The following is a 20,204-nucleotide window of genomic DNA, read 5'->3' as shown; positions in this document are numbered from 1 at the left end:
AAGTCCTACCTCCCCCTTGTCATAACCCCTGTAGGGGTTTAAGCTATTGAAGAATGGGCATTAAAACCAAGCTTTTCCTGGCTGCGGCTATAACGGTCATCACCGTCATGCTTTACGGCATCTGGAGCGAACGCCATCAAAACCGCTTGGGCGAAATCATGTCCCGCACGCTTGCCCCGAACGTTCAGGCCATGAATGCCGCCGCCGAGCTCAAACATGCCTTTGTCTCCTACGATGATCTGATCATGCGCTTCATGGTGACCGGAGAATCCGGGTTGATTGAGGAAGCCGGACGCCATAAAAAAACCGCCCGAGAGCGCATGAACGAGCTGGGCCAAAATTCCATCAGCGCCACAATCAAAAAACTCCTGGCCGAGCTTGAACAGGAAAGCCGCCTCTATTTCGTGGATGTCGAGCGCCTGGTGCGCTTTTACCAGGAAACCAAATTCCCTGAGGGCGGGCCCATCGAAATCGTGGCTGTTTGGGGCAAGCAATTCCCCCGGCATAAACAATCCTTGACCCTGCTGTCTTCCTCCGGGCGTCAGCGCTTGGCCCGGATTTACGCAATTTGCGAAAAAATCCTGGATATTAACCGCGTGGCCCTGGAAGGCGCCGAGGCTAAGGTCAACGACCTTTTGGAGGAAGGCCGGCAAGCGGCCCAGTGGGCCGGAATCATCGCTTTTATCGCCGTCGGGACAATCACCCTGCTATTGGCTTTTTCCATTCTTCGTCCCCTTGGGGTCCTTTTGCAGGGCGTCCAAAAAATCACCGGCGGGGATTTGAATTTTGAAATGCGCATCACCTCCGCCGATGAAATCGGCACGCTGACCCAGGCCTTCAACTCCATGACCAGGAATTTAAAAGAAAAACAGGAACAGCTGGTGCGCGAAACCATCACCGATGCCTTGACCGGCATTTATAACTTCCGCTATTTCCAGGAAGTGATCCGCAGGGAAGTGGAACGCGCCCGGCGCTATGCCCGGCCGCTGTCCATTCTCATCATTGATATCGATCATTTCAAACACTACAACGACAACCAAGGCCATGAAATGGGCAATGTCATTTTAAAAATGACCGCCCAGATGTTAAGGGAAACGTTACGCACCGAAGACACCCTGGCGCGTTACGGCGGCGAGGAATTCGTGGCTCTGTTGGCGGACACCGATAAAGAACAAGCCCTGGTGGTTGCCGAACGCCTAAGGCAGGCCGTAGAAACAGCTCCCTATCCGGGCGCGGACAAACAGCCCTTGGGCAAAGTGACCGTATCCATGGGCGGATCAGCCTATCCCGCGGACGCCCGCACCGCCCAATCCTTACTTGAGCGCGCCGACCGGGCGCTTTATCGCGCCAAAGCGGACGGCCGCAACCGCATCGCCTGGTCCTAAGCCGCAAATCATGCTTTAATGGCGCTTCATGAGCAAAAGCTATTTCGTCAAGGACTTGCTCAAGGACCAAGTCGCTCTGATCACAGGCGCGGGCACAGGCATCGGAAAAATCATCGGTCTTGAGTTGGCCCGCCATGGTGCCCATATTATCCTGGTCTCCAGAAACGCCGAACGCCTAGAAGCCGCGGCCCAAGAGATTCGGGCGCTGGGCCCAAAAGCCCTGGTTATCCCCACCGATATCTCGGATATCAAGCAGGTCAAAACCATGTCCGCCAAAGCCGTTGAGGAATTCGGGCATGTCGACTGCCTCATTAATAATGCCGCCGCGAATTTCGTGCGCCCGACCGAGGCCATTACCTCGGTGCGCTGGGAAAAGGTGGTGGACATCGTTTTAAACGGCACGTTTTTCTGCACAAATGAGATCGGCCGAAAAATGCTCCAGCGTGGGTCGGGAAAAATCATCAATATGGTGGCCACCTATGCCTGGACCGGAGGGCCGGGTTTCGCGCCTTCGGTGTCAGCCAAGGCCGGTGTCGTGGCCTTGACGCAAACGTTGGGAGCGGAATGGGCCGGCCGCGGGGTTTTGGTTAACGCCATTGCTCCGGGCGCGATCAATACGCCGCAAACTGAGGAAAAGCTGTGGCCGCTTCCGGAAATCCAACAAAAACTTTTAAAAAGTATTCCGCTCGGACGTTTCGGTACGGAACATGATGTCGCCAACTTGATTCTTTATTTAGCATCCCCCATGGGCAATTACATCGCGGGTGAAATCATCGTCGTGGACGGAGGCTGGTGGCTGGGCAAAGGCGCCATGGAAATGATGGGCGGCGCCATTCCCGAACGCATCGAAAAACAAGCGGCCAGAACCAACTCATGAATTTTGCGGATGTTGACTAGCGGCCACAGACTTAAATAAACTTCCTATCCTTATGACAGCGCCGACACCGCAGTCAACACCGCAAGCTGAATCCGAAATTTCACGGAGATCGTTCATGAAACTCGCCTGGGGCGGACTCATCGCTTTCCTGGGCGGCACTGCGGCCAGCACTTTGCGCTTTCTCTTCCCCAACGTGGTTTACGAGCCCTCTCAAAAATTCAACGCGGGCCCGGCGGCAGAGTACCCTTTGGGCGTTTCCTTGAAATGGATGCGCGAGCAACGGGTATGGATCATCAAAAAAGAAGAAGGCATGGTGGCTATCTGGGGCCGCTGCACGCATTTGGGCTGCACGCCCAATTGGTTTGAAGGAGAAAAACGATTCCGTTGTCCCTGCCATGGCTCCAATTTCAGCCCGGACGGCGACGTGATCGCCGGACCCGCGCCCAAGCCCCTGTGGCATTGCAAAATCGAAATGGCGTCCAATGGGGATTTAATCATCGATAAAGCGGTTCTGGAGAACCGTCCCGGATTCCGGGATAACGCTCCCTATTACGTGGAATTTAAAGCCTAATGGCCAACGATCAACCGACGCAAACGCCGCCCAAGCCGGAAAATCCGCTCAAAGGCCTCCTGGCCAAACTAACGGGCAACGGGGTCAATATCCCCACCAACCCCGAAGACATCAAAAAAGCGGTGATCAACAGCCAGATTTGGCGCAGCGTATTTCGCGGTGGGGTTTGGAAAAACACGCCCAGGGACCGGGCCGCGCATATTATCGGCAATGTTTGGCTTCATCTGCATCCGGTCAGAATTCGGCCGCGCGCCCTTAAATTTATCTATTCCTGGGGCATGGGCGGCATTTCCTTCTGGCTGTTTCTGCTGTTAACCCTCTCCGGCATTTTGCTCATGTTTTATTACCGTCCCTCCCCGGAGCTTGCGTACCGGGACATGAAAGATTTGGAATTCGCGGTTTCCTACGGTTGGTTCTGGCGCAATATGCACCGCTGGTGCGCCCATGCCATGGTCATTACCGTGATCGTTCATATGGTCCGCGTGTTTTTAACCGGCGCCTACAAGACGCCCAGAGAATTCAATTGGGTGCTGGGCGTGGTTCTCTTGACCCTAACCCTGTTTCTCTCCTTCACCGGTTATCTTTTGCCTTGGGATCAACTGGCCCTTTGGGCGGTGACCGTGGGCACGAATATGGCCGCGGCCACCCCGTTGCTGGGCAATGAAGGACCGTTCTCATCGCTGTTGGGCATGAAAATCAACAACGACATACGCTTCGGCCTTTTAGGCGGAACAGCGGTGGGTGAAGCGACCTTGATCCGCTTTTACGTTTTGCATTGCATTTTCGTTCCGTTCGTGGTCGGCGCCATGATCATGCTGCATTTCTGGAGAATCAGGAAAGACTCGTTCTCCGCCGCGCCATTGGCGCCCAATGAAGAAAAAGTCGAAGTCTGGCCGAATCTGGTGGCCAGGGAATATGTGGCCGCGGCCCTGACCACGGTGGCTATTTTGCTTTGGACATTGCTGATGAACGCCCCGCTGGAGGAGGCGGCCAACCCAACGGTCACGCCGAACCCCTCCAAAGCCCCCTGGTACTTCCTGGGCCTGCAGGAACTGCTGGTTTATTTCGATCCCTGGATCGCGGGCGTGCTGTTGCCCAATATGATTATCGTGGGCTTGTGCGCCATCCCCTATCTCGACACTAATCCCAAAGGCGTGGGCTATTACACCTGGAAAGAGCGGCCGTTCGCCAATTCCATGTTCATGCTGGGCCTTATCATGTGGTTCGTTCTGATTTTCATCGGGCAATATTGCCGGGGACCGAGTTGGGCCTGGTACTGGCCGTGGGAAGATTGGTCGGTGCATAAGCCCCTGCCGCCCAAAACCTGGGATGTGCCTAACATGATCGGCGGGCCGCTGATGCTTTTTTACTTCGGCCTGGGCATGGGTTTGCCGCGGCTCATTAAAAAAGACATCGACTGGAAAATAGCCGTACCGACAGCCGGTCTTCTGTCTTTGGTCACGGGAATCTCCATGAAAATTGCCCACGCTTTGCTCCTCGGCGCCGCCGGCAATGTGGTTGTCCTCGACGATCCTGCTCAATATTCGCTTCTCGATCGCCTCCTATTGTTTGTCCAAACGAATATCCCTCATTTCGGCATAGGCAGCTTTTTGTTGATCAGCATTTTTCTTTTCCTTTTCATTATCTTCGGATTTCTACTGCCCCAGCGCTATATACGCAATCTAGCCATCCCCAATTACGCGACAACCATGGTTTTCGTGCTGTTAACATTGGGCGTTTTGCTTAAAATGGGGGGGCGCCTGGGATTTAACATCAAATACGTTTTTTCCATACCGCATCTGAATTTCAACATCTAATATGCCCAAAATCGTCAGACAGCTCTTTATCTGGGGCAATCTGCTTCTCGTCCTGCTTCTGGCCGCTTCCGTCATGCGCGATGAGAGCAGGGAATGGAAAAAATACCAAAAGAAATTCTACGAACTGGAAGCTAAGGATCTGGAAGGCAAACTGGCTCAAACCCAGGAACCTGAAGCGCGCAGATCCATCGAAAAACAAATTCAGGCCAAACAACACGCCGGGCTTGAGGTCAAACAAATGATCCTCAACGATATCGACCGCATCGACCGCTGCATTACTTGCCATGTCGGCATGGACCCGCTTTATAACCCGTCGCTTCAAACGCCGTTTACGGAGAATCCCTACAAAGGCCACCCGGGGGATATCCTGAAGACTCATTCGCCCAATAAATACGGTTGCACGATTTGCCATCAAGGCCAAGGCTTGGCCACGACCGTGGAAGCCGCTCACGGCAAGGTCAAGCATTGGGAGGAACCGCTCCTTCAACCGCCCTTTATTCAGGCAGCCTGCGTCAAATGCCACGCGAATTTCGAAGATATCCCCTACGCCCAAACCGCAAAAACCGGCAAAGAGCTGTTCACAAAGCATGGTTGCTACGGCTGCCACGCCATCAAGGGCTCAGGCGGCGTGGTTTCCGAGGATTTAGGCGAAGTCGCCTCAAAACCTCTTTCCAGGATCGACTTTTACCCTTCCGGCCTTCCCCGGAAAGAATGGAATGCTCAAAATTGGATTCTCCTTCACTTGACCCAAGACCCAATGAAAAATGTACCGGGTGATCCTGAAGGACATTTGGGCTCGCCGATTTCACCGTCGGGCATGCCGCCGTTCTTCAAGGACATGAAGGAAGATGAGGCCAAGGCCATTGCGACTTATCTCATGTCCATGACCAGCGAAAAAATTCTCCATGATTACTACGTCTATGCCGCGCCCAAGCCCGAACCAAAATACGCGTCCGCGATCGAACGAGGCCGCTATGTCTACAATAAATTCGGCTGCGCAGGCTGCCATGGAATCGACGCCATGGGTGGACGCAGGAACTTCAATGCCCAGGGACCGGGACAGGATCCCGAAGCCGCGGATCAAGTGGCGGAAATGGCCAAAGGCAAAGAGCCTGATTTAAAAGAGACCATGGGCACGTTTACGCGCGAGGAGTTAAAACACAAAATTCAAAAGGGGGTCCCTTCAACGGACATCGTTCGGTTCAAAGCGGACGGCCCCACTCCCCCTCTTTACATGCCTGCCTGGAAAGAAAAGATCAAAGGGCAGGACTTGGAAGATTTGGTTACTTATCTGCTCTCCATCGCCAAGAAAGGCGAAGAGTGGTAATTTAGCCCGATTTCCTAAAGCCGCGACGCCAATCGAATAACAGGCAAAACAACTCTGGAAGAAAAACCGTTTCCCGGCGCGCGAAGTCCCCAAAACGTGCGCGCCAGGATTGTTGGTCCCAATTCGCCGACACTCACCCCCAATAACGACCGGTTAGCCGAAACCCCCCGGTAACGGATAAACGGGGTCGATTCCCATGACCCCAAAATATGATTGCTGGGCCTGATTAATTGATGCCCACGCGCCTCAAAAATCCGCATACGCACCGGGCCTTGAAGCTGGGGCGATCGAACCACCATGCGCGTGGGGATGATCTCCGACCGGTAAAGGCCCTTATTCCTCCAACGGCCGACAACATCGACTTCAACGACTTCGCGTCCCCCGAACGACTCATTAACTCGGCGCGCGACGCTCATCTCCTGGACATCAAAAATCAAATCATGGTTTTGCTCGATGACAACGCGGCCGTCCAGGCGCTCCAAGGGCACGCGGACAAGATCCCTGATATTCGGAGTCTCCGCCCCTGAAACAGCCAAAGGCAGCAGCGCCAATAAGCCGGCGCAAGTCAATTTCATCATGAAACTTCCTTGCCCATTGTGACCCCGGATCGAATTTTTGCCCAGGGTCTTTCGACCTAGCGAAAATTAGGCCGAAAGTTTTTTAGTAACTGCTGCCCCTGGCGATCCAACGATCCAGGCTGAAAGGATTGATTTGGCGGCGACGGGAAATAAGGACAGCGGACAAGGTAATCAACACGGCATCCAAAATCATGACCTGCCAAGGCTCCAGGTGCGGCCCGGCGCTGCCGAAGCACCCGCATTCGCCCACGGCAATGCCCCGGATTTTAAGCGAAGCCAGGGCCAGGAAAAAAGCCGAATTCAATGATCCCGCCGCAACGGCGCTCAACGTCGTCAGGTACCCGGCTGCAAGAAAACCGCCGATAAACAGCTCGGCCCAGGGGATCGTTTTAGCCGCCCATGGCACCAAGGCCAACGGCAGGACTTGGAACGCCTCGATGGCTGCGGCGAATTCCTCCACCGGGCTCAACAGCTTGAGATACCCGGAAATGAAAAGAACAAGGCCGACGATCAACCGGGCTGCGGGCGCCGCATAATCCAGGCCGGAGACAGCCGGCACGATATTAAGGCCTTCGTTTTCCCTTAGTTTTTTCACTTTTCATAACCTCGATCAATCTGGCCCCGTGCTGCTTCAACTGCCCGCCGCCCACCAAACGGACGCCTTCGAGAAAAAACGTGGGCGTTGACTCGACCTGCCGCGATTGAGCCTCGGCGGCGTCCGCGCTGACCGCAAGATTGATTTTGGCATCATCAAGGCAGCCGTTGAATTCTGCTTCGTTTAAGGCAAGTTCCTTGGCGTAAACCAAAAAATCGTCGCGGACATTCTGGGATTTCGACCAGACTTCCTGGCGCTCGAAGAGCGTGTCGTGGTATTCCCAAAACTTATTTTTTCGGCGCGCGCACTCCGTGGCTTTGGCCGCCAGCCGGGCCGAGGCGTGCATCATCTCCAAGGGAAAATGTTTGAACACCAATTTAACGTCATTGGGGTAAAGCGACATCAGCTCATGCAAAACAGGCTGGGCTCTTTTGCAGCTCGGGCACTGAAAATCGGAAAACTCTTCAATGGTGATGGGTGCGCCGATGGGTCCGCGGACGCGGCCTTCAGGCAACGCCATGGCTGCGGCCCATTCGGTCTTCCTGCCGAGCTTGACGCAGGCGATAAAAAAAACCGAAAGGACCAGCCCGGAGGCGATTAGGCGGACATTTTTCTTTTCCAACAAACGCATTCCCGTTTATTTTGCTAAAAAACGAAGGCGATGCAAAAACCACTGCCGGGGCGGCCGCCTAAAATATCAAAAACAACGCTGGCCAATCTGATGCTGCCCGAGGACGCCAACCCCAGGGGCAAGGTCTTCGGCGGCAGCGTCTTAAAATTAATCGACAACGCGGCCTATGTCGCGGCCTGCCGCCACGCAGGCACGGCCAATTGCGTCACGGTATCCATGGATAAAGTCGATTTTAAAGTGCCGATCGAGATCGGCGAATTGGTAATTTTGGAGTCCCAGGTTCATTATACCGGCCGCACCTCGATTCAAGTCGGGGTCAATGTCTTCGCCGAAAATTTAAATAGCGGCCGGCGCCGGCTGACCAATTCATGCCTGGTTACGTTCGTGGCCGTCGATGCCCAGGGCCGGCCGGCCCCGGTCCCTGCGGTCAAGCCGCAAACAGCCCAGGAGAAAAAACTCTATCACGAAGCTCATCAGCGCCGGCTGCAACAAAATCAATAATGCCCGAAACCCTCTGCCACGAAGACGCCGCTCAATTAGCGGGGCCTCTTGAGAACCTTCGTCCGATGCCTCAGCCCAGCGGCGTTCTGATGTGCCCGCCGGATTATTTTGACGTGCTGGAAGCCCAAAATCCTTTCATGGCCGGCCAACTCGGCAAAGTCGACAAAGACAAAGCCAAAAGCCAATGGCATGAGATGAAAACGATCTTAGAGAAACTGGGCAAATCCGTTCACGTCATGCCCGCAGCCCCAAATTTAGAAGATATGGTGTTTTGCGCCAATCAGGCCCTCCCAGGGCTTGGCGCCGACGGCCAAAAAATCGCCCTGATGGGGCGCATGAAATACCCCTCGCGCCGGCGGGAAACGCCGTTCGTCAAAAGCCGGCTTGATCAAGAAGGTTATCGGACCCTGACCCTGACCAAGGACATTTGCTTTGAAGGCACGGGAGACGCGCTCTGGCATAGCGGGAAACGGCTGATTTGGGGCGGCTGGGGTCAGCGCACCCGCAAAGAGGCTTACGCAGAGGTCGCCCAAGTCATGGGAGCATCGGTTTGCCTGCTGGAGATGCCCAACCCCCGGTTTTATCATCTGGATACCTGTTTAGCTGTTTTAAGCCGGGAGGCGGCCTTGATTCATCCCCCCGCCTTCACCGAACAAGGGCTCAAGCTTCTTAGCGCTGTTTTCCCGGCATTAATCGAAGTGGACGCGGGTGAAGCCGTCGGGCAAATGGCCTGCAATGCCCTGGCTATCGACGAACGCTGGGTGATTATTCAACGGGGAGCCGTGAAAACGGTCAGGGAATTGAAAAAACTCGGTTTTGAAATCATTGAAACCGAAACATCGGAATTCATGAAATCAGGCGGCAGCGTTTTCTGCATGAAACTGCTGCTCTTTTAGCCTTCGTTGTGGTATGGATGCCCTTTAAGAATGGCGGCGGCGCGGTAGATTTGCTCCATGAGCACCACCCGGGCCAACTCATGAGGCATGGTCTGAGGCCCCAGGCTTAAAACAGCCTTCGCTTTCTCCTTCAAGGAAGCGGAAAAACCCAAACTGCTGCCCAAACAAAGGCCGACGGCTTTCAACCCGGAGCGTTCCCAGTCGTCCATCAATTCCGACCACTGACGGGAATTCAAAGCCCGGCCGCGCTCGTCAATAAGAAAAAAAGGCGCCTTCTCCGGAAGCTTGTTCGTAATTTCGCTCAATAAGCGCCGGGCTTCCTCGTCTTGAATCAAACGCCTGGAGGCCGGCGACTTTTCCGCAACAGGGAGGGGCTTTATCTCAATTTCTTCGAGGGTCACCCAGGGCCGCGACAGCCTCAAATAATAATCCGCCGCATCCCGCAGCCCGGATGTTTTCAGGCGTCCGAAGGAAAGAATAAAAATTTTCAGCTATCGGCCCTCGCCGCCCGGATTGGCGACGCAGCCTTCCCAAAGGCGAAGGAAATCGTTGGATTTGCCCTGTTTATGCAAAAGCGCAAATTTGGCCACCTCAACGCCCAAATTTTTCAGGCGCCGGCCCAATTTAGGGTCAAGCAAACGGCCGTTTCGATCGAACGCATGGTGGGACCTGGCGATGGAAACTTGGCCCGGCACAACCCAGGCATGCACCTGACGAAAAATCGTCCTCAAATGACTAAGCGCGTTAAAGGCGCCCATCTCCCCGCCGGCCAAACCCACCAAGCCCGCCATCTTCCCCTCGAATTCCTCGAAACCCATCCAATCGAGGGCGTTTTTCAAAGCGCCGGAGCAACTGCCGTGGTATTCCGGCGTGGCCACGATAATACCGTCGGCTTTTTTACAAATATTCTTGAGCTTAGCCACATGCTGGGCGCCTTTGGCATGACGGAAAGGAGAATTCAACAACGGCAAATCGTAATCCCGCAATTCAACGGCTTGGATATCCGCGCCCGATAAGCGCGCGCCTTCCAAGGCCAGCCTTAACGCCTGCATGGTATTGCCCTTGGCTTCAAGGCTTCCGCAGATTCCGACGATGTTTAACCGTGATTGAGGCATATCAGCTTTTAACAAAATTTTGATCCGCCGTTTGCAGCGCATCGCTTCTTAATAATCTAGCCGCCGATAAAACGACTTCCAACGCATCCCATCGCGCCGACAAAAGCCGCTTGGCCAGCTTGCCCGTTAAAAAGGCCGTGCGTGTCCAAGGAAAAAACTGCCCGGCGTGCTTGTCGAAAAACAGCAACCCGCTCAAAGCATGATGATAGTCGGCCAATAAATTGCCCCGATTCACGGTGCGGCCGACTTTGTGCCGGACGCGCGCTTGGGGAACCCAGGCCAAGGCCCATCCGGCCTGCCTTGCCCGCAGCGACCAATCCGCATCCTCCCAATAAATAAAAAACCGCTCATCCAGCAAGCCGATTTGCCGGATCATGGATGCGCGGGCCAAAATCGAAGCGCCGTTGATGTAATCCAATTGCTTGCCGCCGGTTTTGGTTTCATGGCGGCTGGTTCCAAACCATGGATTGATAAAGCCCCCGCCCAAGGCCTGGGGTTTTTTGGGCTGATCGTGATGATAAAGCGCGGCCCCGGCCAAACCGATCGCAGGATTTTCTTGCGCCGCGGCGACCAGCGCGCTCAGCGTATTGCCTTCGACGACCGTATCATTGTTTAAAACCCACACATAATCCGCTCCGCGCTCAAGGGCCCGGCGAATCCCGATATTATTGCCCCCGGCATAGCCCTTGTTCGCGGTGGACTCAAGTAAAACAGCGGCCGGAGCGCCGAAGGGTTGGGCCGCCGCCCATGATGACAGGGTTGCCCGGGAATCATCAATCGAAGCATTATCCACGATCAGAATTTCGAAGTCCGGATAATCCGATTTTTTCAATGATTCCAGGCAATCGATGGTGTCCTGGGAGCCGTTGTAGTTTAAAACGATGACGGCGACTTTAGGCGGCATTGGGAAATTCTATCAATCGCCGAGCCTCTATAGGGGACCGGGGCAAACTGTTAAAATTACACGAGAGGCGACGTAGCTCAGTGGTAGAGCGAGCGTCTCATAAGCGCTATGTCGAAGGTTCGATTCCTTCCGTCGCCAAATGCGCTCGTCAATCGGGAAATGGGAAGGGAGAACAGTTGTCAAAAAAGAAACACCGGCATTTAGCTCCCGTTCAACCGACAGCCCCGCCCCCTCCTGCGTCCCCGATCTCCCCCGCTTTTCCCTTGCCCTATGCTCTGTGCATCATCCTGGCTGCCTTCATTCTTTACGCCAATACATTAGGCCATCAATTTATCTACGGCGATGACGAACACATGTTCGTCAAAAATGTTTATTTGAGCGATTGGCGTTTTTTCCCTAATCTGCTCACTGAAAACGTCAAAGCCGGGTTCGGGCAAATGACCAATCATTACCGCCCCGTGCAAATGGGCCTTTACGGGATCATCGCCCACACCGCCGGCATCACCCCCTGGCCGTTTCATTTCTTGAATATTCTCTGCCATGCGGCTTCGGGTTTGTTTCTCTTCCTTCTCCTCAAGGACCTTTTCCCGGAACTCAAGCTTTGGCAAATCGCGGGCATGGCGCTGTTGTGGGTTGCGCATCCCATCCAAGTGGAAGACATTGCCATGGCCAACGGCACGGCCACGCCCCTGCATGGAGCCTGGCTTTTGGCTTCGCTATGGGCGTTCGCCCGCTCCCTGGACCGGCAGCAGCAGCGCCCGCGGCTTTTTTGGTTCTGCGCCTTGGGGGCCTTTGCCGGGGCTTTGCTGTCGAAAGAAAGCGCCATTGTGTTGCCGGCTTTGATTTTGGGGCTGCACTGGACGTTGGCGCGGCTAAACCGAGCCGAAGCCTTGACGATTGCTAAAGCGCTTTCTTTTCACCTTCCCTTTTGGGCGTTAGCCGGCTTGTACATGCTGTTGCGCCTGACCGTGTTTAATTTCGCCGACACCCTAAATTTTTATCAGGGAACTTCCAATGTTTTTACGGAAAATTTGATTTATCGTTTCTATACGCTGATGACCGTTCTTGCCCACGGCCTGAAAATTCTAATTTTGCCGATAGGGCTTCACCCTGAGCGCAATTGGCCGGTGTTTGCGTCGTTGTTGTCCGCTCCGGTGCTGGCATCGGCCGCCGGCCTGGGCGCCCTCTTGATCCTGGCCGCATGGGCCGTCAACAAAGAACCCAGGATCAGCTTCGGCGTATTCTGGTTTTTCGCAGCCTACGCGCCCATGAGCAATCTGCTCGCCAAAATCAACGCGCTGTTTTGGGAACACTGGTTTTATTTCCCCTCCCTCGGCATGTTCATCGCCTTGGCGGCCGCAACCGTCGCTTGGCCGCGCGCCAAAACTACGTTGATGGCCTTAACCCTCAGCGCCATCCCGGTCCTGAGCGCGGCCACGATTTACCGAAACCGTTTTTGGCGGAACTCGGAAACTTATTTCAGCTATTGCCTGCGCTATGAACCCGAAACAGCCAAACTTTGGAACAATCTGGCCATGGCCGTCTCGGAGAAAGGCGATGAACGCAGGGCCATCGAGTACTATAAAGAAGCCGTTCGCTTAAATGACGCCCATCCGGAAACCCATCACAACCTGGCCAACGCCTACTCAAGCCTGGGAGAAATCGCCTTAGCCGAAGAAGAATTCAAAAAAGCCATTGCCATGGCCCCGCAGTTTTATCATTCCCATTTGTCCTTGGCCGGCATCGAAATTTATCGCAAGAACTACAAGAGAGCGATCGTTTATTTGGAAACGGCCGTCGGCATTAATCCTCATCTTGATCAGGCCAAACAGGTTCTAGAAGCGCTTAAAAGCGGACAATTTAAGCCGCGGGAGCCAACTGCGCGGTGAAATGCCTGAGTTCTTTGGGCTCGACAACGATCCGGTAGCCGCTGAATTGTTTGCGCTTGCTCCGAATCCGGTCGAAGACCTCGATCACCCAATCGACATGGCTTTGAGTATAGACGCGGCGCGGGATGGCCAAGCGCACCAGCTCCATTTTCGCGGCTTTGCCGAACATCAGCGAGCCTAATTCGCAGGAGCGTATGCCCGCCTCAAGGTAAAGCTGGACAACCAAAGATTGTCCGGGAAATTGATCCCTGGGGATATGCGGCAAAAACTTCCGGGCGTCAATATAAACCGCATGGCCGCCCACCGGACGCATGATGGGAATGCCCAGCTTCATCAGGCCCTCGCCCAAATAAGCGGTTGAACGCAGGCGGTACTTTAAATAATCTTCTTCCAAGACTTCCAGCAATCCCTGGGCCATGGCCTCCAAATCGCGTCCAGCCAAGCCCCCATAGGTCGGGAAGCCCTCGGTTAAAATCAGCAAATTCCTGGATTGCTGGGCCCAGGCCTCGTTGTTTAAGGCCAAAAATCCGCCGATATTGGCGAACGCGTCTTTTTTGGCGCTCATCAAGCAGCCGTCCGCCAACGCAAAAATCCCCCTGGCGATTTCCTCCACGGATGTGCCCTCCCAGCCGGATTCCCGCGTCTTGATGAAATAAGAATTCTCGGAAAAGCGCGCGGCATCAATAAACAAAGGGACGCCGTATTTTTTGGTTAATTCCCGGACTCTGCGCAAATTATCCATGGACACCGGCTGCCCGCCCAAAGCGTTATTGGTCAAGGTCATCAACACCAAGGGAATGCGCCGGCGCTTGGTTTTCAACAGTTTCTCCAACGCCTTCAAATCGATATTGCCTTTAAACGGATACTCGCTTTGCGCGTCCTTGGCCTGGGCGCAGGGCAAATCCACGGCCAGGGCTCCGGTGGCCTCGATATTGGCGCGGGTCGTGTCAAAATGAGTGTTGCCCGGAATGATTTTGCCCTTGCCGCCGGCGACGGAAAATAAAATGCGCTCAGCCGCGCGTCCCTGATGCGTAGGGATGATATGCTCAAATCCCGTAATCCGCTTGACCACCGCCTGGAAAACAAAAAAGCTTCTGGCCCCGGCATAGGATTCATCCCCCTTCATCAGGGCCGACCACTGAAGCGCGCTCATGGCGCTGGTTCCGGAATCCGTCAATAAATCAACGGTGACTTTATCCGCCGGGATGCGGAACAAATTGTAACCCGCGCCTTCAAGCAATTTTTGCCGCTCAGCCCGGTTGGTAAAGGCGATGGGCTCCACCATTTTGATTTTAAAGGGCTCGATAATAGTTCGGTAATTCCACTCGGACATCGGGCAAGAATTATCGCATAATTGTTTTATGGCCCTTGAAATCCTCATCCTCGTCGGAGTTTTACTGGCCTTGGGCGTTTCCATCGCGCTTTTTTTAAGAAAACAGGAACGCGCCGATATCGCCCCTCTTCAAGACGGGCTCGTCAAGCTTCAAAGCGATATGGCCGGACGCATCGTCCAGGCTTCCGGGGAAACCAAACAGCTTGTCGCCGAAAAATTCGCGGATGAATTTCAAAAAATATCGGAACGCTTAAATACTCAACTGGATCGCGGCCGCCAGGACCAGGAAGCCCGGCTCTTGAAAATGGCCGACGGCATGGAAAAACGCCTTGAAGAAATCCGAGAAAAAGTCGATCGCCGCCTGCTGGCCATCGGCGATCTGGTCCAGGAAAAACTCGATAAAACCATTCAGGACGGGCATCAGCAATCGGAAAAAGTCGTGGAGCATCTGCGCAAAGCCGAGCTGCAACTGCAAAATTTAAATACGGTCGGAACATCGATCAACGAACTGAATTCCCTCTTGAAACTGCCGCATTTGCGCGGGAGCTTCGGGGAAATGACCTTGGAGAGCCTGCTGGCTGATTTTCTGCCGGCCGGGACCTATGAAGTTCAAACAGGCGCCACCGGCGACCGGCGTCCCGATGCCATCGTCAAATTCCCCAAATCCTATCTGCCCATCGACAGCAAATTCCCCAGGGAGCAGGTTCTGCCGCTCTTCGAATCCAATGATCCGGCCCAAATCGAATCAGCGCGACAGGAATTGGCCCGTGTGGTCAAGGAACAAGCCAAACAGATTCACGACAAATACGTGCATCCTGAGGAAGGATCCATGGACATGGCCTTGATGTTCTTGCCGAGCGAGACCCTGTATTTTGAAGTAATCAGAAATATCAAACTTTGGGAACAGCTCTCCAAACTTAAAGTTTTCCCGGTTTCCCCCAACACCTTGGCCGTGACGCTCAAAAGCATCGCCATTGCCCACGATTACTATGAAATGGCCCAGGGGGTCCAGCAAACCATCGAAGATATCCGAAAGGCGCGGAACCATTTTGAACATTTCGAAAACCGATTCGATGAGGTGGGCGAACGCCTCAGAAAAGCTCAGGAAGCCTTTGATACGGCCCAGACCAATTTAAGCCGCTATACGAGCTCCGTTACGCGCCTGACCGGCGAGACCCCGGCCGCCCTACCGTTAAGCGACGGCAAAAACTAAGAACACCTCAAAAAAATCCGCAACGAAGCCCGCGCGCGTCGCGTCCCTTCTTAAACAATCACGATTTCTTCGTGAATAATGCTGGGCGATTTTTTTAAGCCTGATTCCGTCAAATACCACTCAACCAAGGCCCCGAACACCACCCTTAACACGCAGGCCGCCGGGGCCGCCAGAATCAACCCCAACAGCCCGAAAAAATGCCCTCCGAACATCAACGCGAAAATGAGCAGCGCAGGATGCAGATGAACGGCCCGGGCCATAATATAAGGCTGAATGAACCAGTCGTCAAAAAACCGCAACCCGGCGAACAGCAAAATCACGTTTAACGCCGGGCCCAAAGACTCAAACTGAATCGCGGTCAAAGCCGCGGCCAAGGCGCCCACAATAATAGGTCCGATGTAAGGAATCAACCCGCTGATGCCCGTCAATACCCCCAACGTCAACGCGTAATCCATGCCCAAGACATAAAGGCCGACGGTCGCCAAAGCCCCGATAATCGAGGCCTCGATGAAAATCGCCCTCAAATAATTGCCGATGGATTCGCTGATCGCGCAAAACACATGCAGCGCCTTCTCCACATGGCGGCCGGGGCAGGCGGCCAGGACTTTCTCAAGAATATGCGGCCCGTCTGAAAGAAAAAAGAACGCGATAAACGGCACGAGGAAAAGCAAAGAGAAAAACCCAAGAAGCCCGGAAGCCACGTTCGGCAAGGATTCGGCGGTATGCGCCGCGAAGGCCTGCGCCTTTTCTTCGATCATAGGAACCACTTCGCGGGCCGCCGGCCAGCGCTTAAGCGCATAATCAAGGGCATTGTCGCTCATTTTTTTCAAACCCGCGGCCTTCTCCGGCCAATGGGTTTGCAATTCCTCGATTTCAACGGCCGCCTGCGGAATCAGCGCCGCGGCCAAAATGCCCACCGCCAATCCGACGCACGCATAAAACGCCACGACCACCACGCGCCGCCGGACGCCCTTATGTTCAAACATGGCGATTAAAGGATTGACTAAATAAGCGGCCAAGAGCGCAAGCAGAAACGGCGTTAATACCGATTGCACTGTTCGTTATTTAAGATCAGCTTTGGCGATCTGCGATGAGATATTTCTCAACCGCGCGGAAAGCAGCTTGGCCAAAGCCGATAAAATCGAAGCGCCGATATCCGGGCGCTGCACGATGAAACCATCGAGGCTGCTTTTATAAAGAAAAAACAAACTTGAAGGCTCCACGGCCACGGCCCTGGCTGAACGCGGCATCTCTTCAAGTAAAGCCATCTCCCCGAAAAAATCTCCGGGCTCCAAGACAGCCAATTCTTGTTCATGGCCTTTTTTATCCTTTCGATAAAGACCCACCTTTCCCGAACCGATAATGAAAAGGGCGCGCCCGATATCCCCCTCTTTAAAAATCACTTCCCCCTCCTGGTAATTTCTATGGTAAAGCATGGTCAGCACGCGAGTCAGTTGATTGGATGTCAAACTGCGGAAAATCGGAATTTTCTCCAACGCCTCGCGGCGGCGGATCAATTCCGGATCCAGCAAATAACTTTTTAAAAAACCCTTAATTAACCGCACTCAACACCCGCTTAAGGCAACAACCGATCCATATTGCCCGCGATTTACCGATCTTATGCTATTCCTCGTAAGCCTTCTTAGGGGATTGCCCGGCAGGGCTCATTCTTCTTGCTTTTTCAAGAATGGTGTCCCGGCCGTCTTCATAAAGGTCCGCGCCTTCTTCCAGCCAACGCTTAATCCAACCGGCCAGATCTCGCCTCGTTTTTTTTCCGGCCGCCGGCGCCAGCATCACGCCCATGGCTCCGCCCACAATACCGCCCAACAAAAAGGCGAGAAACAGTTCTCCGCTGCTTCGCTCGCTCATAGCCCACCTCCCCTTGCTTACCCGTCATTTAATCCGCACGAACGCCAGGCGGATCACGGGCGTCAGTCGCCTTTGCCGCTTTTCGCCTTCGTCTCCCGCTCCTCGGTTCCGTTGCCCTCTTTCGAAAATTTCTTGAAGGCCCAGGCCAGTCCCGCGATAAAAGGAACCGCCTTGCCCAAGCCGCTATCTAACTGATGCACCCAATCGGCGAACGTTCTCGACGAGTCATTGACGCGAATAACCGTCTCATCCGCGTGCAGCAGGATTTGCTCCATGGCCCGCGCGGAGCGCTCCACCTGCCGCAAGGTCCGGATCAAATACACGACGCCCGCGACCACGGCCGCAGTCACAACGATTGCGCAAAAAACAAATACCCATATCGGCATCATTAGAGTGTATAGCTCTCCATCAATGATTGCAAGGGGTTCATGTCTTGATACAATCTTTTGACAAAATGGCCCAAGTCGCATGACCGGGCCAAACGGCAAGTTCTCAACAAACTTCCCAATCGTTGCGGGGTGGTGTAATGGTAGTCACAGGCGCCTTTGAAGCGTCTAGTGCAGGTTCGACTCCTGCCCCCGCAGATTTTTTCGAAAGATGCTGATTTGTAACGGATTTCGAATGAGCAAGTTTAACGGTAATAGAAACTCCCTCGAGAAATGGGAAAAAAGGAGCGCGTTAGAACATTGAAGCCAAAAGCAAGAATGTCATTTGGGCAAGGCCAAAAAGGGCGGACGTTACAAAACTATTCTGCAACGCCTTTTTGTTTAAGTTTTTTCAAAATCCGCCAAACTGCCGTCCTGGACCACCTGCCAGCGCGATTACTCTCATGATCCTCTTTGTTCAACTGTTTGGCAATTTTTTCAGACGACCAACCTTGCGCGGCCAGTTCCTGGATTCGTTTAATCCAAACAAGCTCAGCCTGATTGAACACCCGGCCCATCTTACCCATCTCTTGCCCAAAAGGAACGCGCCCTTTTGCGGACGGCGCATTGGCAATCTCAGGTTGAGAGGGAGAGATTAAAGTGGGCGGTTTCGTTTCCTCTTTTCCCTCGCCCCTTATCATCCTCGCGACTGCCGTTGCCAACAGCTCGATAACGCGTTCCAGTCTCTCTTCGGGTGTCATGTCTTCAGGATCAAGATACTTTCTCCAATTTTCCATAGGTACCTCCATTGCCCGGCCTAAGGCCGAGCCAGAGGTGGTACCTTCTTTCCCTGGAGCCATGCAAGGTTCCTGTTACTGGGTGTAGCCGTGGCACTGCTTATTCTTCTGATCGTGGTCGCTCTCTTTGTGATAGCAGTTGCTGTTGCCGCCTCGGACAATGCCAAGCGTCGTCCTAAGCCGTCACTTGAAATTCGAGTGGAATCGGGAGGCTCGGACGGGGGCAAGGTAAATACAGGTCCAGTTACCCAGACATCCGATGGTGGCTGGATCATCAATCCCCAAAGCACCTTCCCCTTGACACTGCAGGGGATCGAAAGGGAAACGGCCGGCAAGATTAAAGATCTGCTTGCAGATGACGGCGGACAGAATCCCTATAGGCACAGGCTCGAGTTGGAACGTATTGTCGCGCGCTCGAATCTCCGTTGCAAGGAGATCGACGAATACACGAATAAATTTCGGCCGGCCTATCTTCAGAAGATCGAAGAACTGAAAAAGGCATCTCCAGAATGGCAAACAGCTTCCGGCAAGGATAAAGAAGACCTACTGTTCGAATTCCGCCAGCAGGCCGCGAGTACGCTGGAGGTGGTTCCCCACAGTGGTGTTGAGATCCTGTTTGAAAGCGAGCCAGAAGATGCCGCGCTGGATGATCAGCTCATCGATAAGTACGGCTACGATAACATTCAGGTCTACATGCGATGCGCGACGAAGTTGGATAAGGTATGGGTTATGCCCGCCGAGCACAGGGATCGCAAAGAGTTTGAAGCCCTAGCTGCATCGGGACTGGCACTCCGCGGCGAGCAAATTCCCACAGACTCCATTTTAGAAGTTCTTTCCCTAAAAGACCTGAATCGCCTTGCTGCTCCGCTCTCTCAATCGGAGTTTAAGCGGAAAGCCAAGGCCATAGAGGTCCTTGCCAAGGCTCCTGACCTGACCAAGCGTCTTGGCGAGGTCATTGCGTTCCGAGAATTGTTCAAACTCCAACCACTGCCACCTGAGTTTGCAAGCATCGAACTGACAAAGGTGGCCAAAGCCTGGGAATACGCTGGGGAAATCGCAAGCCTGATCGAGCACACCTATTCGATGGGGAAATATTCCCTGGCCCACATCAGCGGATTTTCCGATGCCTCCTCCTTCATTCGCGGCTGGGAGTTGTCAGCCATCGGCGATGACCGCACTTGTAGCCATTGCAAACGCGTGGCCGCAAAGAAGTTCTCGAAGCAGAACTACCCAAAGACACCGCTGCATATTGGCTGTAGGTGCACCGTGTTGCCCGTCACGAAGTACGAGTGAAGGCCGTGCCCGGCTTATCCCAATTCACGGCGCAAACTCTGGAAGCCTTCTATGGCAATCCCCAATTCATCGCGTTCGGTTCGGGATCGTGGGGTCCTTTTTTTAGAGTTTCAAGATATGACCTCGGCGACGGCAAGAATCTGGCGGCCGTATTCAGGCGCCACACAAAGTATTCACGCACGAACTTCCTCAGACGAGCATACGCTCCGAAACTTCACGGCTTGAAACGGCGGTGCTTCGCCGTGTTC

The 20,204-nt window shown here is 54.0% G+C and carries 22 protein-coding genes and 2 tRNA genes; 12 read left to right on the top strand and 12 right to left on the bottom strand.

Annotated features, from left to right (window positions below; all coding sequences use genetic code 11):
• Nucleotides 1-53: 53 nt before the first annotated feature.
• Genes HYT79_00930 through HYT79_00910 form a run of 5 tightly spaced genes read left to right on the top strand, consistent with a single transcriptional unit; the run spans nucleotide 54 to nucleotide 5,977 of the window.
• Complete coding sequence (locus HYT79_00930; GenBank protein ID MBI2069139.1) at nucleotides 54-1,385, top strand: diguanylate cyclase; 1,332 nt, start codon at nucleotides 54-56, stop codon at nucleotides 1,383-1,385.
• 28 nt (nucleotides 1,386-1,413) lie between these two features.
• A complete protein-coding gene (locus tag HYT79_00925; protein ID MBI2069138.1) occupies nucleotides 1,414-2,262 on the top strand; it encodes an SDR family oxidoreductase in 849 nt (282 codons plus the stop codon).
• A 52-nt stretch (nucleotides 2,263-2,314) separates the two neighbouring features.
• Nucleotides 2,315-2,833: a Rieske 2Fe-2S domain-containing protein gene (locus tag HYT79_00920; protein MBI2069137.1), complete on the top strand. Its 519-nt coding sequence runs from the start codon at nucleotides 2,315-2,317 to the stop codon at nucleotides 2,831-2,833.
• Nucleotides 2,833-4,650: a cytochrome bc complex cytochrome b subunit gene (locus tag HYT79_00915; GenBank protein ID MBI2069136.1), complete on the top strand. Its 1,818-nt coding sequence runs from the start codon at nucleotides 2,833-2,835 to the stop codon at nucleotides 4,648-4,650. Before HYT79_00920 ends, HYT79_00915 begins: the two co-directional genes overlap by 1 nt.
• Before the next feature lies 1 nt (nucleotide 4,651).
• The gene (locus tag HYT79_00910; GenBank protein ID MBI2069135.1) at nucleotides 4,652-5,977 is read left to right on the top strand and encodes a c-type cytochrome; all 1,326 of its coding nucleotides are present in this window, start codon (nucleotides 4,652-4,654) and stop codon (nucleotides 5,975-5,977) included.
• Nucleotides 5,978-5,991: 14 nt separating this feature from the next.
• On the opposite strand, the gene HYT79_00905 is transcribed toward HYT79_00910, so the two are convergent.
• The 3 genes from HYT79_00905 to HYT79_00895 form a co-directional block, all read right to left on the bottom strand.
• A complete protein-coding gene (locus HYT79_00905; GenBank protein MBI2069134.1) occupies nucleotides 5,992-6,555 on the bottom strand; it encodes a hypothetical protein in 564 nt (187 codons plus the stop codon).
• An 82-nt stretch (nucleotides 6,556-6,637) separates the two neighbouring features.
• The gene (locus tag HYT79_00900) at nucleotides 6,638-7,150 is read right to left on the bottom strand and encodes a DoxX family membrane protein (protein MBI2069133.1); all 513 of its coding nucleotides are present in this window, start codon (nucleotides 7,148-7,150) and stop codon (nucleotides 6,638-6,640) included.
• Nucleotides 7,119-7,781: a thioredoxin domain-containing protein gene (locus HYT79_00895; protein MBI2069132.1), complete on the bottom strand. Its 663-nt coding sequence runs from the start codon at nucleotides 7,779-7,781 to the stop codon at nucleotides 7,119-7,121. Before HYT79_00895 ends, HYT79_00900 begins: the two co-directional genes overlap by 32 nt.
• Nucleotides 7,782-7,811: 30 nt before the next feature.
• Between HYT79_00895 and HYT79_00890 the strand changes: the two genes are divergently transcribed.
• Nucleotides 7,812-8,282 carry an acyl-CoA thioesterase gene (locus HYT79_00890; GenBank protein MBI2069131.1) on the top strand — a complete coding sequence of 157 codons (471 nt, stop codon included), beginning with the start codon at nucleotides 7,812-7,814 and terminating at the stop codon, nucleotides 8,280-8,282.
• Complete coding sequence (locus tag HYT79_00885) at nucleotides 8,282-9,178, top strand: amidinotransferase (protein MBI2069130.1); 897 nt, start codon at nucleotides 8,282-8,284, stop codon at nucleotides 9,176-9,178. The genes HYT79_00890 and HYT79_00885 overlap by 1 nt, the downstream gene beginning before the upstream one ends.
• Here the strand turns inward: HYT79_00885 and HYT79_00880 are convergent.
• Genes HYT79_00880 through HYT79_00870 form a run of 3 tightly spaced genes read right to left on the bottom strand, consistent with a single transcriptional unit; the run spans nucleotide 9,175 to nucleotide 11,197 of the window.
• Nucleotides 9,175-9,669 carry a 23S rRNA (pseudouridine(1915)-N(3))-methyltransferase RlmH gene (locus HYT79_00880; GenBank protein ID MBI2069129.1) on the bottom strand — a complete coding sequence of 165 codons (495 nt, stop codon included), beginning with the start codon at nucleotides 9,667-9,669 and terminating at the stop codon, nucleotides 9,175-9,177. The two genes, HYT79_00885 and HYT79_00880, sit on opposite strands and share 4 nt — an antisense overlap.
• Complete coding sequence (locus HYT79_00875) at nucleotides 9,670-10,293, bottom strand: NAD(P)H-dependent oxidoreductase (protein MBI2069128.1); 624 nt, start codon at nucleotides 10,291-10,293, stop codon at nucleotides 9,670-9,672.
• Between the two features lies 1 nt (nucleotide 10,294).
• Nucleotides 10,295-11,197: a glycosyltransferase family 2 protein gene (locus HYT79_00870; GenBank protein ID MBI2069127.1), complete on the bottom strand. Its 903-nt coding sequence runs from the start codon at nucleotides 11,195-11,197 to the stop codon at nucleotides 10,295-10,297.
• 66 nt (nucleotides 11,198-11,263) lie between these two features.
• Here HYT79_00870 and HYT79_00865 point away from each other — a divergent pair.
• Nucleotides 11,264-11,335 (top strand) — tRNA-Met (locus HYT79_00865).
• A gap of 38 nt (nucleotides 11,336-11,373) precedes the next feature.
• The gene (locus tag HYT79_00860; protein ID MBI2069126.1) at nucleotides 11,374-13,086 is read left to right on the top strand and encodes a tetratricopeptide repeat protein; all 1,713 of its coding nucleotides are present in this window, start codon (nucleotides 11,374-11,376) and stop codon (nucleotides 13,084-13,086) included.
• Here HYT79_00860 and HYT79_00855 read toward each other — a convergent pair.
• Nucleotides 13,058-14,419: a tryptophanase gene (locus HYT79_00855; protein MBI2069125.1), complete on the bottom strand. Its 1,362-nt coding sequence runs from the start codon at nucleotides 14,417-14,419 to the stop codon at nucleotides 13,058-13,060. The two genes, HYT79_00860 and HYT79_00855, sit on opposite strands and share 29 nt — an antisense overlap.
• Before the next feature lie 28 nt (nucleotides 14,420-14,447).
• Between HYT79_00855 and HYT79_00850 the strand changes: the two genes are divergently transcribed.
• Nucleotides 14,448-15,632: a DNA recombination protein RmuC gene (locus tag HYT79_00850; protein ID MBI2069124.1), complete on the top strand. Its 1,185-nt coding sequence runs from the start codon at nucleotides 14,448-14,450 to the stop codon at nucleotides 15,630-15,632.
• 50 nt (nucleotides 15,633-15,682) lie between these two features.
• Here HYT79_00850 and HYT79_00845 read toward each other — a convergent pair whose 3' ends face one another.
• The 4 genes from HYT79_00845 to HYT79_00830 all read right to left on the bottom strand — a co-directional run bounded on the left by HYT79_00845 (nucleotide 15,683) and on the right by HYT79_00830 (nucleotide 17,890).
• Nucleotides 15,683-16,687 carry an AI-2E family transporter gene (locus tag HYT79_00845; GenBank protein ID MBI2069123.1) on the bottom strand — a complete coding sequence of 335 codons (1,005 nt, stop codon included), beginning with the start codon at nucleotides 16,685-16,687 and terminating at the stop codon, nucleotides 15,683-15,685.
• Between the two features lie 6 nt (nucleotides 16,688-16,693).
• Nucleotides 16,694-17,197, bottom strand: a complete 504-nt coding sequence (locus HYT79_00840) for a cyclic nucleotide-binding domain-containing protein (GenBank protein MBI2069122.1) — start codon at nucleotides 17,195-17,197, stop codon at nucleotides 16,694-16,696.
• A gap of 58 nt (nucleotides 17,198-17,255) precedes the next feature.
• On the bottom strand, nucleotides 17,256-17,501 hold the full coding sequence (locus tag HYT79_00835; GenBank protein MBI2069121.1) for a YtxH domain-containing protein: 246 nt from the start codon (nucleotides 17,499-17,501) through the stop codon (nucleotides 17,256-17,258).
• 62 nt (nucleotides 17,502-17,563) lie between these two features.
• Complete coding sequence (locus HYT79_00830; protein ID MBI2069120.1) at nucleotides 17,564-17,890, bottom strand: hypothetical protein; 327 nt, start codon at nucleotides 17,888-17,890, stop codon at nucleotides 17,564-17,566.
• Nucleotides 17,891-18,013: 123 nt separating this feature from the next.
• Here HYT79_00830 and HYT79_00825 point away from each other — a divergent pair.
• Nucleotides 18,014-18,085 (top strand) — tRNA-Gln (locus HYT79_00825).
• Nucleotides 18,086-18,246: 161 nt separating this feature from the next.
• On the opposite strand, the gene HYT79_00820 is transcribed toward HYT79_00825, so the two are convergent.
• Nucleotides 18,247-18,663 carry a recombinase family protein gene (locus tag HYT79_00820; protein ID MBI2069119.1) on the bottom strand — a complete coding sequence of 139 codons (417 nt, stop codon included), beginning with the start codon at nucleotides 18,661-18,663 and terminating at the stop codon, nucleotides 18,247-18,249.
• A gap of 90 nt (nucleotides 18,664-18,753) precedes the next feature.
• Between HYT79_00820 and HYT79_00815 the strand changes: the two genes are divergently transcribed.
• Entirely contained in the window at nucleotides 18,754-19,956 is a 1,203-nt protein-coding gene (locus HYT79_00815) for a hypothetical protein (GenBank protein MBI2069118.1), read from the top strand.
• Nucleotides 19,957-20,204 lie beyond the last annotated feature (248 nt).

It is taken from the genome of Elusimicrobiota bacterium (assembly GCA_016180815.1).
Lineage (GTDB): Bacteria > Elusimicrobiota > Elusimicrobia > JACQPE01 > JACQPE01 > JACPAN01.
Note: the sequence above shows the minus strand (reverse complement) of the source record. Positions and strands in the feature narration are given on the sequence as shown.

Coding starts and splice junctions, on each gene's coding strand:
- HYT79_00910 (MBI2069135.1), top strand. CDS start 4,652: ATGCCCAAAATCGTCAGACAGCTCTTTATCTGGGGCAATCTGCTTCTC.
- HYT79_00905 (MBI2069134.1), bottom strand. CDS start 6,555: ATGATGAAATTGACTTGCGCCGGCTTATTGGCGCTGCTGCCTTTGGCT.
- HYT79_00890 (MBI2069131.1), top strand. CDS start 7,812: ATGCAAAAACCACTGCCGGGGCGGCCGCCTAAAATATCAAAAACAACG.
- HYT79_00915 (MBI2069136.1), top strand. CDS start 2,833: ATGGCCAACGATCAACCGACGCAAACGCCGCCCAAGCCGGAAAATCCG.
- HYT79_00820 (MBI2069119.1), bottom strand. CDS start 18,663: ATGGAAAATTGGAGAAAGTATCTTGATCCTGAAGACATGACACCCGAA.
- HYT79_00870 (MBI2069127.1), bottom strand. CDS start 11,197: ATGCCGCCTAAAGTCGCCGTCATCGTTTTAAACTACAACGGCTCCCAG.
- HYT79_00930 (MBI2069139.1), top strand. CDS start 54: ATGGGCATTAAAACCAAGCTTTTCCTGGCTGCGGCTATAACGGTCATC.
- HYT79_00835 (MBI2069121.1), bottom strand. CDS start 17,501: ATGAGCGAGCGAAGCAGCGGAGAACTGTTTCTCGCCTTTTTGTTGGGC.
- HYT79_00885 (MBI2069130.1), top strand. CDS start 8,282: ATGCCCGAAACCCTCTGCCACGAAGACGCCGCTCAATTAGCGGGGCCT.
- HYT79_00850 (MBI2069124.1), top strand. CDS start 14,448: ATGGCCCTTGAAATCCTCATCCTCGTCGGAGTTTTACTGGCCTTGGGC.
- HYT79_00830 (MBI2069120.1), bottom strand. CDS start 17,890: ATGATGCCGATATGGGTATTTGTTTTTTGCGCAATCGTTGTGACTGCG.
- HYT79_00895 (MBI2069132.1), bottom strand. CDS start 7,781: ATGCGTTTGTTGGAAAAGAAAAATGTCCGCCTAATCGCCTCCGGGCTG.
- HYT79_00920 (MBI2069137.1), top strand. CDS start 2,315: ATGACAGCGCCGACACCGCAGTCAACACCGCAAGCTGAATCCGAAATT.
- HYT79_00855 (MBI2069125.1), bottom strand. CDS start 14,419: ATGTCCGAGTGGAATTACCGAACTATTATCGAGCCCTTTAAAATCAAA.
- HYT79_00925 (MBI2069138.1), top strand. CDS start 1,414: ATGAGCAAAAGCTATTTCGTCAAGGACTTGCTCAAGGACCAAGTCGCT.
- HYT79_00875 (MBI2069128.1), bottom strand. CDS start 10,293: ATGCCTCAATCACGGTTAAACATCGTCGGAATCTGCGGAAGCCTTGAA.